Genomic DNA, 12734 nt, shown 5'->3' with positions numbered 1-12734 from the left:
CCTACTAGTAGTTAATTTTACACATCCAGTTCCTGAGGGATCTTCGCCAGCGCTTGCTGAAGCACTTCAATACCTGAACCCGGTTTATGCGCATTTTCACTAATGTGACGACGCCATTGACGTGCGCCCGGCATATTTTGGAACAGCCCCAGCATGTGACGAGTCATGTGACCCAAGTAAGCACCTTGAGCTAATTGCTGCTCAATGTAAGGGTACATCTCTTGCACGATCTGACGACGTTTCTTGATCGGCGCACTAGAACCAAACAGCGCTTGATCAACCGAGGCTAACAGATAAGGGCTTTGGTATGCTTCACGCCCAATCATCACGCCATCCAAATGTTGTAAATGCTCTTTGGCCTCTTCCAGCGACTTGACGCCACCATTGATGGCAATAGTCAAATGCGGGAAGTCTTGCTTCAGCTGATACGCGCGAGGGTAATCCAATGGCGGAATTTCGCGGTTCTCTTTCGGGCTCAAACCGCTGAGCCACGCTTTACGCGCATGAATGGTGAACTGCTCACAACCGCCTTTTTCTGCCACTATTGACACAAAATCGGTGAGAAACTGATAAGAGTCTTGATCGTCGATACCAATACGGGTTTTGACCGTCACCGGAATATCCACCACCTCTTTCATCGCTGCAACGCAATCTGCCACCAATTGTGGCTCAGCCATTAGGCACGCCCCAAAACGGCCGTTTTGCACCCGATCAGATGGGCATCCAACGTTAAGGTTCACCTCATCATAGCCACGCTCTTGCGCCAACTTGGCACAAGTCGCGAGATCTTGTGGGTTTGAACCTCCCAACTGCAATGCAACCGGGTGCTCTTCCTCGTTATATGCTAAAAAATCGCCTTTACCATGAATGATCGCGCCCGTCGTCACCATTTCGGTATAGAGTAGGGTCTCTTTGGTCATCAAACGGTGAAAGTAACGGCAATGACGATCGGTCCAATCGAGCATGGGAGCGACAGAAAGGCGACAGGAGTGGGTCATGAGAGTTAATCCTACTAGTTCACAACAGCTGGCCAATCAGAATAAGTAACGGCGCACGATCAAAGTGGTTGCACGGTTACGTATACCGATTGACTGAATATCAAATTTTGGGCCGATATTGTACTGGTTCACCGCAGCTTGTGCCACACTCGCTTTACCTGACGTGCTTTTCCATTTATCGTTGCAGCAGGCAGACGTTGCACAAACGATTTGTGAGATTGACTAAGCGTTATTAGCAATTTTATTGGTTTCTCAACGATCTTCGTATAGAAATAGTTTATTATTAAGAAAGTCCAATTAATATGGTGAAAGATTTGGACCACACACTACTTGAGCAAATAGAAGGCCTGTGTTCGGCAAGAGGAGTCCGCTTGACTCCGCAACGTAAAAGAGTCTTTGAGCTGATCTGTTCAAATTCGAAAGCGTCCAGCGCCTATGATCTGCTGGAGCAATTAAAAGAGAGTGAACCTCAAGCCAAACCTCCAACCGTCTATCGCGCTTTAGATTTTTTAATGGAGCAGGGTTTTATTCATAGGGTTGAGTCAACCAACAGTTTTATCTCCTGCTGCTCATGCAACGCAAAACAACATTTTTTTCAGCTACTGATTTGTGATAAATGTGGTGACGTCGTTGAACTTCAGGATGAGACACTGATATCCTTGTTGGCCAATAATGCTGAAAAGTATGGCTTTAAGCTGACCAATCAAGTGATTGAAACTCATGGTATCTGTAAAGCCTGTGCCTCACAGTGAAAGAAAAAGATTATAGAAGAACGTTATGCGCGCTGAATTTGTAAACCCGTTTTTAGCTTCTTTGATGAATGTTCTAAAAACGATGGCTTCACTGGAATTGAAGCCTCAGAAACCACGTATCAAAAAAGACGAGATCGCTCGTGGCGATGTTTCTGGCCTTATCGGAATGGTTGGCCAACAAGCTCGCGGCTCAATGTCGATTACGTTTGATGAATCTCTCGCGTTAGAGATCATGCAAAACATGCTGGGTGAGCGCCCCAACGGATTGAATGAAGAAGTGACCGACATGGTAGGCGAGATTACCAACATGGTGACTGGTGGCGCAAAACGTATTCTGGCAGAGAGTGGCTTTGACTTTGAAATGGCAACGCCGATTGTCGTCTCTGGCAAAGGGCATACCATTCGTCATAAATGCGAAGGGTCGATCATCATCATGCCATTTGCATCCCAATGGGGTAATGCCTTTATCGAAATCTGCTTTGAGTAAACGCAGATGGTAAAAAAATGAAAGGTTGATGTTTTTGACATCAACCTTTTTTGTGCACTTTATTTTTGCTCAATCGCACAGAGAAGGCCGCTATCGACCTTCCCTTTTGCATCATGCTTAGGCTTTAAACGCTTTAAACGCGTTGATCAAACCATTGGTCGAACTATCGTGAGAGCTGATCGCCGCACTGTCCGCCAGTTCAGGCAGAATCTGGTTGGCCAGTTGTTTACCTAGCTCCACACCCCACTGATCGAAGCTGAAGATGTTCCAGATAACGCCTTGGACAAAGATCTTGTGCTCGTACATCGCAATCAAGTTACCCAGTGTGCGCGGGGTGATTTGCTTGACCAAAATCGAGTTGGTTGGACGGTTACCTTCAAACACTTTGAATGGCGCAATCGCCGCCACTTCTTCAGCACTCTTGCCTGCTTTCACCAACTCTTCTTTCACGGTTTCTTCGCTCTTACCAAACGCAAGTGCTTCCGTTTGTGCAAAGAAGTTCGACATCAGTTTTTGGTGATGATCACCAGCAGGGTTATGGCTGATGGCTGGTGCAATGAAGTCACATGGAATCAGCTTAGTGCCTTGGTGAATGAGCTGGTAGAACGCGTGCTGACCGTTTGTGCCCGGCTCGCCCCAAATGATTGGGCCTGTTTGGTAAGTCACAGCATTGCCTTCACGGTCAACGTATTTACCGTTTGACTCCATGTTACCTTGCTGGAAGTAGGCCGCGAAACGGTGCATGTATTGATCGTAAGGTAAGATAGCTTCTGATTCCGCACCGTGGAAGTTGTTGTACCAAATACCGATCAAAGCAAGAATCACAGGGATGTTGCTTTCTAGATCTGTTGATACGAAATGCTTGTCCATCTCGTAAGCGCCATCAAGCAGCTCAACGAAGTTGTCATAACCTACCGCTAGCGCAATGGATAGACCGATCGCAGACCATAGTGAGTAACGACCACCTACCCAGTCCCAAAATCCGAACATGTTCGCGGTATCGATACCGAACTCAGACACAGCAGTTGCGTTGGTAGATAGCGCAGCAAAGTGCTTAGCCACGTGAGCTTGATCGCCAGCAGACTCTAGGAACCAATCACGTGCCGTGTGCGCGTTGGTCATGGTTTCTTGCGTGGTGAACGTCTTAGACGCAATCAAAAATAGCGTCGTTTCTGGATTCACTTTCTTCAGCGTTTCAACGATGTGCGTGCCATCTACGTTAGAGACGAAGTGAAGGTTGAGATGGTTTTTGTATGGCGCGAGCGCTTCCGTCACCATGTAAGGACCAAGGTCAGAGCCACCAATACCGATATTGACGATATCGGTAATCGCTTTGCCTGTATAACCTAGCCACTCACCGCCAATCACACGCTCAGTAAAGGCTTTGATTTTTTCCAGTACTGCATTCACTGCCGGCATTACATCTTCGCCGTCGACCATCACAGGTGTGTTGGCGCGGTTACGCAGCGCCGTGTGAAGAACAGCGCGACCTTCTGTTTGGTTGATCGCTTCACCACTGAACATCGCGTCAATGGCCGACTTCAATTCCGTCTCTTTCGCCAAAGCGAACAGATGCTTCAGCGTTTCCTCATTAATGAGGTTCTTTGAGTAATCGACGAGGATGTCGGAGCCGAAACGTGCAGAGTATTTGTCAAAACGCGCTGCGTCTTGAGCAAATAACGCTTTCAGATCCATATCTTGTGCAGATTCGAAATGCGCAGTGAGCGCTTTCCAAGCTTGTGTTTGCGTTGGATTGATATTTTTCAACATGGTCTTTATCCCGATGTTACAGTAGGTTCTATTCCTGACAGTCTAGCGAAAACTGTGGAATCCCCGATTTAGCAAAAAAGTTTTAGTGATTGTCCACAACACAGGGCAGCATGACAATCTTGAATTGTAATTTTATTTCAGCATGCAATTATGACCGACTCTGCGTGCACCCACCTTGAGTTAAGTCACGTAAAGCGCTATCAACCTGCCGACGCTGAGGATTGACCAGCAACGGCGTGCTCTTGTGGTTTGCTTTTGCCAACAAAGATAGCCCTGAAAGCACTAATTGCCAAATAGAATATAAAGGAAGCACTATGTGGTTACAGAAAAGCATAACAATAAGCGCGAAAAAGCGCGGCTTTCATCTGATCACTGATGAAATTGAACAACAAATGCCGCAGATATCATCTATCTCCGTTGGTTTGTTACATGTTTTTATTCAGCACACGTCGGCCAGTCTGACCATCAATGAGAATGCTGATCCAACGGTAAGAATGGACATGGAAAGCCATTTCAATCAGTTTGTCCCCGAACGAGCCCCTTATTATCGCCACGACTACGAAGGGGACGATGATATGCCTGCGCACATCAAAGCTTCAGTCTTGGGGAGTAGTGTGACGATTCCGATCCAACACGGCAGGCTCGCTTTGGGCACTTGGCAAGGGATCTATCTGGGAGAACATCGCGATCATGGTGGAGCGCGAACACTGATTGTCACTTTGCACGGCGAAGAGAAGTAAGCTTCTGGACAGGTGCGTTTAAAAAGGTTGATTTACCATCAGACGCAGTTGGCTTCCCTCACCGCCCCAAGCCATCTCAGCTCGAACGACCAAGCCTTCGAGCTGCATGCGCACGCCGCCGCCGACACTCCATTTGAGGCTGTTGTGCAGTTCAAACAGATCCAATTCATCACTACTCACTCGCCCCAGATCGACAAAGGCTACCCATTGCCACCATGGAATACTGTAGCTATTGAGGAGTGACACCTCGCTCAGCGGCTGCCAGTTGGGTAAAACACGATATTCCGCGCTGTAATGGATCGCCGAGCGGCCATGGAAACGCCCAGCAGGAAAACTTCTCAGCCGCTGCAAACCGCCTAAACTGACCTGATCCAACTCGGGTGGACGCTCACAGACAAACCGCTCATTACACTCGAACCACGTCGGCGTATCAGCAAAATAGAAATCTACCGCCAGTACCTGCTTTTCAAACGTCTCCTCCCACGAGCCCAGATCCCAAAACGCGTTGGCTTGATACTCATACTTCAACCAGCGATTGTCGTTATCCCAATTTTCGTCGGCATAGCTGACCGCCACATTGGTGCGATAGCCATCAGAAGGATCACGCACATCGTTGCGATTATCCCAATCCAATTGCACTTTGAGCCCGGTAGAATCGCTGTCACGGCTTGGCATATTTTGCACCGAGCGCGAGGTTTGAAACGGCTGAAAATCGAGGGAGGTAATGCCACTGCGGGCAGGAGAATGGCCTTTAATTTGGCGGCTGGGTTCAAAAGCAGCACGAGCACCGCGAAAAGCGGCGTGTCCCCACGGCACGATATAGCGAATCGACAAACGATTGTTCGACTCTTCACCGGTTGCCATCGCTCGCTCATCACGGCTGGAATCATTGTCGCCAGCGCGGCGAAAGTAATATTCGTTGTCGACGTATTTGCCTTGATACAACTCTACACCAAGTAGCCAATAATCACCGAATTGATAGTTGCTCGCCGCCAGATAGGTGAAGTAGCTGCCTCTGTCTGAGTAGGCTACGGCACCAAACAGTGCAGCATTCGACTGACCGAAATGTTTGACAGCACCTGCAACACCGAGTGCATTTCCCATCCCTTCACTGGTGTAATAAAAAGGCGCAGCCGATGTATTCGGCAACCAACTTGGCCAGCTGTCAGCCCAACTCACATTGGATATGGGCAGCACAAGAGGGAGTAAAAGCAAAGAATTCCGTTTCAGAGTTGTCATCATGATTATTCGCTGTAAGACATCTCCACACGAGACGTCAGTTTGGTCACCAGTTCATACGCAATGGTGCCAATATGGTTCGCCACTTCTTCTGCTGGGAGATCTTTACCCCACAGTGTCGCGACGTCACCGACTTTATCGGTCGCATCAGGGCCTAAATCGACCGTCATCATGTCCATAGAAACACGGCCCGCAATAGGAACTCGGCGGCCATTCACCAACACTGGTGTGCCATACGGCGCAGTTCGTGGGTAGCCATCACCGTAACCAATCGCAATCACGCCCACTTTGGTGTCTCGATCACTCGTCCAAATACCGCTGTAGCCAACGCTTTCACCTTTCTTCACATCACGCACGGCGATCAGTGGAGAGGTCAACGTCATCACAGGTTGGAAACCGAATTCGTGTGCTGGCTTCTCGCCAATTGGCGACACCCCATACATGATGATACCAGAGCGCACCCAATCAAGATGGCTGTCCGGCCAAGCTAGAATCCCAGAAGAAGCGGCAATAGAACGGTCACCTTCGCAACCTTGGGTTAAAGAGAGGAAGAGCTCGGTCTGCTCATGGGTGATGTTTTTGTCCAACTCGTCAGCGTAACCAAAGTGGCTCATAAAGCGCAGTGGTTTCACCACATTTGGGCACGCTTCCAAACGCGCAACAAACTGCTCGTATTGCTCAGGGCTTACTCCTAAACGGTGCATCCCACTGTCGAGTTTCAACCACACAGTCAGCGGCTTTTCTAATTGCGCGTTTTCTAACGCCTCAAGCTGGTCTAGGCAGTGCACTGCGGTTTGCAGGTTGTTTGCCACGCAAACCGGTAAATCTTCAGCAGCATAGAAACCTTCAAGCAGCAGGATAGGTTTCACGATTCCGCTCATGCGGAGTTGCAGGGCTTCTTCAATGCGCGCCACACCAAAGGCATCGGCACCAATGGCATGCTTAGCCACATGGCGCAAACCGTGTCCATAGCCATTGGCCTTGACCACTGCCATAACTTTACTGTGAGGCGCAAGCTGTTTGATGCGCTGCAGATTGTGCTGTAGCGCGCTTAAATCGATGCACGCGGTGGCGGCTTTCATGTAGTTCATGGCGTTACTCTTCATCAAATGCCGGACCTGCGTAGTTATCAAAGCGCGACCACTGCCCTTGGAAGGTCAAACGCACTGAACCGATTGGACCGTTACGCTGTTTACCGATAATGATTTCTGCGGTGCCTTTGAGCGCACTGTCTGGGTGGTACACTTCGTCACGGTAGATAAACATGATCAAGTCAGCGTCCTGCTCGATAGAGCCGGATTCACGCAGATCCGAGTTGACTGGGCGTTTGTCGGCACGCTGCTCTAGCGAGCGGTTAAGCTGCGACAGCGCGACAACAGGAACGTTGAGCTCTTTGGCCAACGCTTTGAGTGAGCGGGAAATCTCGGCGATTTCCAAGGTACGGTTATCCGACAGTGCTGGCACGCGCATCAACTGCAGGTAGTCGACCATGATCATCGATAAACCGCCGTGTTCGCGCGCCACCCGACGTGCACGCGAGCGCACTTCAGTTGGCGTCAGAGCGGAGCTGTCATCGATGTACATGTTTTTCTTCTCCATCAGAATGCCCATGGTCGAAGAAATGCGAGCCCAATCTTCGTCATCCAGCTGCCCGGTACGAATTTTGGTTTGGTCGACGCGAGAGAGTGACGCCAGCATACGCATCATGATCTGTTCCGCTGGCATCTCCAGCGAGAAGATCAGCACAGGTTTCTCTTGCTTCATCGCTGCGTTTTCACACAAGTTCATCGCAAAGGTGGTTTTACCCATCGACGGACGCGCCGCGACAATGATCAGATCCGAACCTTGTAGGCCTGCGGTTTTCTTGTTGAGATCGGTAAAACCAGTATCAACCCCAGTGACACCATCCTGCGGCGTTTTGTACAGCAGCTCGATACGTTCAAGAGTCTTTTCTAGGATGGAATCGACGTTCTGCGGCCCTTCGTTTTCGCTGGTGCGCTCTTCGGCAATCGCGAATACTTTACTTTCGGCGAGATCGAGCAGATCTTCCGAACTGCGACCTTGCGGATCATAACCCGCGTCAGCAATCTCATTCGCCACGCCGATCAAATTACGGATTAACGCACGTTCTGCGACGATGTCGGCATACGCATTGATGTTCGCCGCACTTGGGGTGTTTTTGGCCAGATCGGCTAAGTAGGCGAAGCCGCCCACGTCGTCGAGCTGTTCGCGACGCTCCAAATATTCAGACAGCGTAATCAAATCGAGCGGCTTACTCTCTTCTAAAATGCTTTTTATCGCATCAAAGATCAGCCGGTGCGGTCGGCTGTAAAAATCTTTACTCACGACACGCTCGGCCACCGTATCCCAGCGTTCATTATCCAGCAGCAAGCCACCCAGTACCGATTGCTCGGCTTCCAACGAGTGGGGAGGGACTTTTATTGCATCAACTTGGCTATCTACGATTTTACGAGTTCGATTCTCCGCCATGACTACACTCAACAACTTATATTTACCGCCATTATACTCAAAATGGCCTGAGATGCTCGTTTCACACGATAGAGTTTACCGTTCAAACAACAAGTTTTGACTTAGATCTGACGCAGTTTTTCCGTCCTCTTCGTACTATCCGACTGCCTGTTTTTCTACTTATGAGGTCTTTGTGTCCACACGCTGGTTTTATTGTCTAAGCTTGCTCGCAAGCCTGTCAGCCTACGCTGAAGAAAATCCGGATAAGGACATCGACATTCCCTCTCCTCTCAAAACGGAAGTGGAGTTTGGTTATCAAGCGCACTCGGGTAATACAGACTCGCAGGCGCTCAACGCCCGATTAAGTGGCGAATACACCGAAGGGCGACATCGTTCCAACGGCGAATGGAAGTTTTATAACCTATATAAAAACGGGGAAGAGGATAAACGTACATCAACCTACAGTGCGCAGACCGACTATAAGCTCGGCCCTAAAGCCTACCTGTATGGTAGTTTTAAAGGGGTTGATTCACGCTACAGCGCCTACTTTAAGGATTACACCCTCTCCGGCGGTTTGGGTTATCAATTTGCTAGCACCGACACGTTTGTTTTGGAATTGGAGATTGGCCCCGGCTTTCGCTATCAGGAACCCAATTTGGATGAGATTGACGATGACGATATTATCTTCCCTGATACCGTCGAAGAAGGTATTTTCCGTGGCAACATGAAAACCAGTTGGCAAGCGCTAGACAATCATCGTTTCGCTGCCGATATCACCGTGGTGACAGGCCGCAGCAATACCCGTACCGATAGTGAGCTGAGTTTGACCAACAACATCACCGAAGAGATCGCACTTAAGATTGCCCACTCCCGCCAGTATCACGATAAAGTGCCTGAAGGACTTAACAAAGCCGACAGCGTGTTGTCGATTAATTTGTTGTTTGCATTTTAAGGTATTGAATCCATGCCGAGTTCTATGCCTTTGAGCCAAAACCGAGGCATAAAAAAAGCACCTGCGAGCAGGTGCTTTTAAAATCGTCTTGATACTGAAATTAGTCAGCAGCAACAACTTGTAGTTTAACGGTCGCGAACACTTCAGAGTGAAGTTGAACGCTGATCTCGAACTCACCAGTTGTACGTAGTGCACCTTCAGGAAGGCGAACTTCGCTCTTAGCAACTTCAACGCCTGCTGCAGTGATTGCATCAGCGATGTCACGAGTACCGATAGAACCGAACAGTTTGCCTTCGTCACCCGCTTTAGATGCGATAACAACCGCTTCTAGAGCTTCAACTTTCTCAGCGCGTGTTTGTGCAGCAGCCAGTTGCTCAGCAACTTTCGCTTCAAGTTCAGCACGACGTGCTTCGAACATTTCAACGTTGCCTTTAGTAGCCATAACTGCTTTACCCTGTGGGATAAGGAAGTTACGAGCGTAACCAGACTTAACGTTTACTGTGTCGCCCAGGCTGCCTAGGTTACCGATTTTATCAAGTAGAATAACTTGCATTGCTTAATCCTCTTTCTTAATAAACGGTACCGATTACTGATGTTTGTCAGTGTACGGTAGCAGAGCCAGGTAACGAGAACGCTTGATCGCGCGAGCTAGTTGACGCTGATACTTAGCGCTAGTACCAGTGATACGGCTTGGTACGATTTTACCAGCTTCAGTGATGTAGTTTTTAAGAGTTGCTACGTCTTTGTAATCAATCTCTTGTACGCCTTCTGCAGTGAAACGGCAGAATTTACGACGACGGAAGAAACGAGCCATGGGCTATCTCCTGATCTTAAATATGAATGATGTCATCGGCATGTAACACTAATTTTCTGACGCCATGTTAGCCAGTCTGATAAGCGACAACGCCACTTACCTTAATGTTACTGCCTAAAACGAGTTGTTGAGTTTTCTCATGTGACCTTTCACCACTGCCAGCCACTAGGCTTGCTTTCCCTGCGGAGGATCGATGCCCTAAGCAGAGATGGCTTCGAACGAATCTTTAGCGACAATGCCGCTCGGTTTCATTCGATGGGTCAGACAATCAATTACTCAGCAGCTGCTTCTCTCGCTTCAGCGTCGCGACGAGGAGCACGCTCTTCTTTCTGCTTAAGCATGATTGAAGGCTCAGTGATAGCCGCTTTAGTACGCATGATCATGTTGCGTAGTACTGCATCGTTGAAACGGAAAGCAGTTTCCAGTTCATCGATAACAGCTTGGTCAGCTTCCACGTTCATTAGAACGTAGTGAGCTTTGTGAAGCTTGTTGATAGGGTAAGCCAGTTGACGACGGCCCCAGTCTTCTAGACGGTGAACTTTACCGCCAGCTTCAGTGATTGAACCAGTGTAACGCTCGATCATGCCTGCAACTTGCTCGCTTTGATCAGGGTGCACCATGAATACGATTTCGTAATGACGCATTTATTGCTCCTTACGGATTATTAGCTTCCACGTTTGGCCCGGTCGTCCAGAGGAAGCAAGGAACTAAGGGTTATTGACCGAGTTTTAAGGATGGCAGATGGTACAGAAAGAGCACAAATTACGCAAGGAGTATTTTTCAACCGCAACTAGGGAGGAGGCGAGGAGCTAGGTTCTAGGTTCTAGGTTCTAGCAAACTAGCCACCTCGCACCTCACATTTACGCTTTAGCTAATTCAGCACGCATCTCATTGATCACCGCTTGATAATCTGGCTGACCGAAAATCGCTGAACCGGCAACAAACATATCTGCGCCTGCCTCGGCGATTTCACGAATATTCTCGACTTTTACCCCGCCGTCGATTTCCAGACGGATGTTGCGTCCAGACTCGTTGATACGCTGACGTACTGCACGCAGTTTATCTAAGGTATGCGGGATAAACGACTGACCGCCAAAGCCCGGGTTGACGGACATCAGCAAAATCAAGTCCACTTTATCCATGATGTAATCGAGGCAAGAGAGAGGCGTAGCTGGGTTGAGCACCACACCAGCCTGACAGCCGTGCTCTTTGATCAATTGCAAAGTGCGATCGACATGCTCAGACGCTTCTACGTGAAAGGTGATCATCGTAGCGCCCGCTTTAGCGAAATCCGGAATGATGCGATCGACTGGTTTTACCATCAAATGCACATCGATCGGCGCGGTAATGCCGTAGTCACGCAACGCTTTACAGATGGGCGCGCCAAACGTCAGGTTAGGCACGTAGTGGTTGTCCATTACATCGAAATGCACCACATCGGCGCCTGCCGCCAGCACTTTTTCAACATCTTCCCCTAAGCGGGCAAAATCAGCAGACAAAATCGATGGAGCAATAAGAAAATCTTTCATACCTGACCTCAGTAGTAGCGAGCAAACCAAATTGCGCGCAATTTTACCGAAGCCAGAGCACAGATCCACTACTAGAGTGCAATAGTGTGAGAGTTATGGATTGCCACGAGTGGTTAGTCGTTTTGCTCGGCGTGAAACAGCGCCAGCAGCTCATCAACTTTGCTGCGACCGCCGCCATTACGGCTAATGGTGCGTTTGACTTTGACCACGCTCAGTTCAGCGCCATGATACAAGCGCCGTGTTAAGGTGGTGTCGTGGTTGGAAATCAGTACCGGGATACCGCGCTCTTTGGCCGCTTTCTCCGCCACATCGGCCAGAGCCGCTTGATCATCCAAGGTAAATCCATTGCCCGCGTAGGAGGTAAAATTGGCGGTGTTGGATAACGGTGCATACGGTGGATCGCAGTAAATCACACAACCTTTGCGCGCGCGACGAAACGTCTCTTGATAACCCTCACACACAAACGTCGCTTTTTGCGCTTTTTCAGCGAAAAACTCCAACTCGGCTTCTGGGAAATAGGGCTTTTTGTAAGAGCCAAACGGCACATTGAAGCCGCCTTTTTTGTTGTAACGGCATAAGCCATTAAAACCAAAACGGTTCATATAAAGAAAGGCCAACGAGCGGTACATCACTTCGTCTGACTTGTTAAACTCAGAACGAATATGCAGATACGCCTCTTTGCGGTTATTTTCCGCAACAAACCAGCGTTTTGCCTCGCTGATGTACGTCTGCGGCTGCTCTTTGAGCAGATTGTAGAGATTGATCAGATCGGGGTTGATATCGGCGAGCAGATAGTGTTCGTAATCCGTATTGAGGAACACCGAACCAGCACCGACAAAGGGCTCAACCAGTTTACGAGCCTCAGGCAAATGTTTCTGGATATCGTCTACCAGGCCATATTTGCCCCCGGCCCATTTTAAAAAGGCGCGCTGCTTTTTCATCGACTGCTCTTTAACCGCTCTATCTATCAACCCACATCAAGGC

General features: G+C 49.0%; 14 protein-coding genes and 1 pseudogene. 4 read left to right on the top strand and 11 right to left on the bottom strand.

Going from position 1 to position 12734, the window contains the following annotated elements:
• Positions 1-17 precede the first annotated feature (17 nt).
• Positions 18-998, bottom strand: coding sequence for a tRNA dihydrouridine(20/20a) synthase DusA (gene dusA / locus EA26_RS02425; RefSeq protein ID WP_039423267.1), 981 nt, complete (start codon positions 996-998; stop codon positions 18-20).
• Positions 999-1300: 302 nt separating this feature from the next.
• Between dusA and zur the strand changes: the two genes are divergently transcribed.
• On the top strand, positions 1301-1750 hold the full coding sequence (gene zur, locus EA26_RS02420; RefSeq protein WP_039423265.1) for a zinc uptake transcriptional repressor Zur: 450 nt from the start codon (positions 1301-1303) through the stop codon (positions 1748-1750).
• A gap of 25 nt (positions 1751-1775) precedes the next feature.
• Positions 1776-2237: a chemotaxis protein CheX gene (locus EA26_RS02415; protein ID WP_039423262.1), complete on the top strand. Its 462-nt coding sequence runs from the start codon at positions 1776-1778 to the stop codon at positions 2235-2237.
• A gap of 117 nt (positions 2238-2354) precedes the next feature.
• Here the strand turns inward: EA26_RS02415 and pgi are convergent, their stop codons facing one another.
• Positions 2355-4007 carry a glucose-6-phosphate isomerase gene (pgi, locus tag EA26_RS02410; protein WP_039423259.1) on the bottom strand — a complete coding sequence of 551 codons (1653 nt, stop codon included), beginning with the start codon at positions 4005-4007 and terminating at the stop codon, positions 2355-2357.
• A gap of 314 nt (positions 4008-4321) precedes the next feature.
• Here pgi and EA26_RS02405 point away from each other — a divergent pair, with 314 nt between their 5' ends.
• Positions 4322-4747: a secondary thiamine-phosphate synthase enzyme YjbQ gene (locus EA26_RS02405; RefSeq protein WP_039423258.1), complete on the top strand. Its 426-nt coding sequence runs from the start codon at positions 4322-4324 to the stop codon at positions 4745-4747.
• An 18-nt stretch (positions 4748-4765) separates the two neighbouring features.
• On the opposite strand, the gene EA26_RS02400 is transcribed toward EA26_RS02405, so the two are convergent.
• From EA26_RS02400 to EA26_RS02390, 3 genes are read right to left on the bottom strand one after another with little or no spacing between them, the layout of a single operon-like run.
• Positions 4766-5989: a BamA/TamA family outer membrane protein gene (locus tag EA26_RS02400; RefSeq protein ID WP_226978345.1), complete on the bottom strand. Its 1224-nt coding sequence runs from the start codon at positions 5987-5989 to the stop codon at positions 4766-4768.
• 2 nt (positions 5990-5991) lie between these two features.
• Complete coding sequence (alr, locus tag EA26_RS02395; RefSeq protein ID WP_200877685.1) at positions 5992-7077, bottom strand: alanine racemase; 1086 nt, start codon at positions 7075-7077, stop codon at positions 5992-5994.
• Between the two features lie 4 nt (positions 7078-7081).
• A complete protein-coding gene (locus EA26_RS02390; protein ID WP_039423254.1) occupies positions 7082-8476 on the bottom strand; it encodes a replicative DNA helicase in 1395 nt (464 codons plus the stop codon).
• Between the two features lie 172 nt (positions 8477-8648).
• Between EA26_RS02390 and EA26_RS02385 the strand changes: the two genes are divergently transcribed.
• Positions 8649-9407 (top strand): DUF481 domain-containing protein, encoded by a 759-nt coding sequence (locus EA26_RS02385; RefSeq protein ID WP_039423252.1) that lies wholly within the window; start codon positions 8649-8651, stop codon positions 9405-9407.
• Between the two features lie 100 nt (positions 9408-9507).
• Here EA26_RS02385 and rplI read toward each other — a convergent pair whose 3' ends face one another.
• From rplI to EA26_RS02360, 6 genes and pseudogenes are all read right to left on the bottom strand, one after another.
• The gene (rplI, locus tag EA26_RS02380) at positions 9508-9960 is read right to left on the bottom strand and encodes a 50S ribosomal protein L9 (protein WP_039423249.1); all 453 of its coding nucleotides are present in this window, start codon (positions 9958-9960) and stop codon (positions 9508-9510) included.
• A 33-nt stretch (positions 9961-9993) separates the two neighbouring features.
• Positions 9994-10221 (bottom strand): 30S ribosomal protein S18, encoded by a 228-nt coding sequence (gene rpsR, locus EA26_RS02375; RefSeq protein WP_000090472.1) that lies wholly within the window; start codon positions 10219-10221, stop codon positions 9994-9996.
• 67 nt (positions 10222-10288) lie between these two features.
• Positions 10289-10485, bottom strand: a pseudogene (locus tag EA26_RS22555) (hypothetical protein).
• An 8-nt stretch (positions 10486-10493) separates the two neighbouring features.
• A complete protein-coding gene (rpsF, locus tag EA26_RS02370) occupies positions 10494-10865 on the bottom strand; it encodes a 30S ribosomal protein S6 (RefSeq protein WP_039423034.1) in 372 nt (123 codons plus the stop codon).
• 216 nt (positions 10866-11081) lie between these two features.
• Positions 11082-11750, bottom strand: coding sequence for a ribulose-phosphate 3-epimerase (rpe, locus tag EA26_RS02365; RefSeq protein ID WP_039423032.1), 669 nt, complete (start codon positions 11748-11750; stop codon positions 11082-11084).
• A 113-nt stretch (positions 11751-11863) separates the two neighbouring features.
• Positions 11864-12691 (bottom strand): Dam family site-specific DNA-(adenine-N6)-methyltransferase, encoded by an 828-nt coding sequence (locus tag EA26_RS02360; RefSeq protein WP_039423029.1) that lies wholly within the window; start codon positions 12689-12691, stop codon positions 11864-11866.
• Between the last annotated feature and the right edge of the window lie 43 nt (positions 12692-12734).

This window comes from Vibrio navarrensis, from assembly GCF_000764325.1.
GTDB classification, from domain to species: domain Bacteria; phylum Pseudomonadota; class Gammaproteobacteria; order Enterobacterales; family Vibrionaceae; genus Vibrio; species Vibrio navarrensis.
This window is presented reverse-complemented; position numbering and strand designations above follow the sequence as displayed.

Bases quoted from the DNA above. Each gene is read 5' to 3' on its own strand.
- dusA (WP_039423267.1), bottom strand. From the start codon at position 998: ATGACCCACTCCTGTCGCCTTTCTGTCGCTCCCATGCTCGATTGGACC.
- zur (WP_039423265.1), top strand. From the start codon at position 1,301: ATGGTGAAAGATTTGGACCACACACTACTTGAGCAAATAGAAGGCCTG.
- EA26_RS02415 (WP_039423262.1), top strand. From the start codon at position 1,776: ATGCGCGCTGAATTTGTAAACCCGTTTTTAGCTTCTTTGATGAATGTT.
- pgi (WP_039423259.1), bottom strand. From the start codon at position 4,007: ATGTTGAAAAATATCAATCCAACGCAAACACAAGCTTGGAAAGCGCTC.
- EA26_RS02405 (WP_039423258.1), top strand. From the start codon at position 4,322: ATGTGGTTACAGAAAAGCATAACAATAAGCGCGAAAAAGCGCGGCTTT.
- EA26_RS02400 (WP_226978345.1), bottom strand. From the start codon at position 5,989: ATGATGACAACTCTGAAACGGAATTCTTTGCTTTTACTCCCTCTTGTG.
- alr (WP_200877685.1), bottom strand. From the start codon at position 7,077: ATGAACTACATGAAAGCCGCCACCGCGTGCATCGATTTAAGCGCGCTA.
- EA26_RS02390 (WP_039423254.1), bottom strand. From the start codon at position 8,476: ATGGCGGAGAATCGAACTCGTAAAATCGTAGATAGCCAAGTTGATGCA.
- rplI (WP_039423249.1), bottom strand. From the start codon at position 9,960: ATGCAAGTTATTCTACTTGATAAAATCGGTAACCTAGGCAGCCTGGGC.
- rpsR (WP_000090472.1), bottom strand. From the start codon at position 10,221: ATGGCTCGTTTCTTCCGTCGTCGTAAATTCTGCCGTTTCACTGCAGAA.
- rpsF (WP_039423034.1), bottom strand. From the start codon at position 10,865: ATGCGTCATTACGAAATCGTATTCATGGTGCACCCTGATCAAAGCGAG.
- rpe (WP_039423032.1), bottom strand. From the start codon at position 11,750: ATGAAAGATTTTCTTATTGCTCCATCGATTTTGTCTGCTGATTTTGCC.
- EA26_RS02360 (WP_039423029.1), bottom strand. From the start codon at position 12,691: ATGAAAAAGCAGCGCGCCTTTTTAAAATGGGCCGGGGGCAAATATGGC.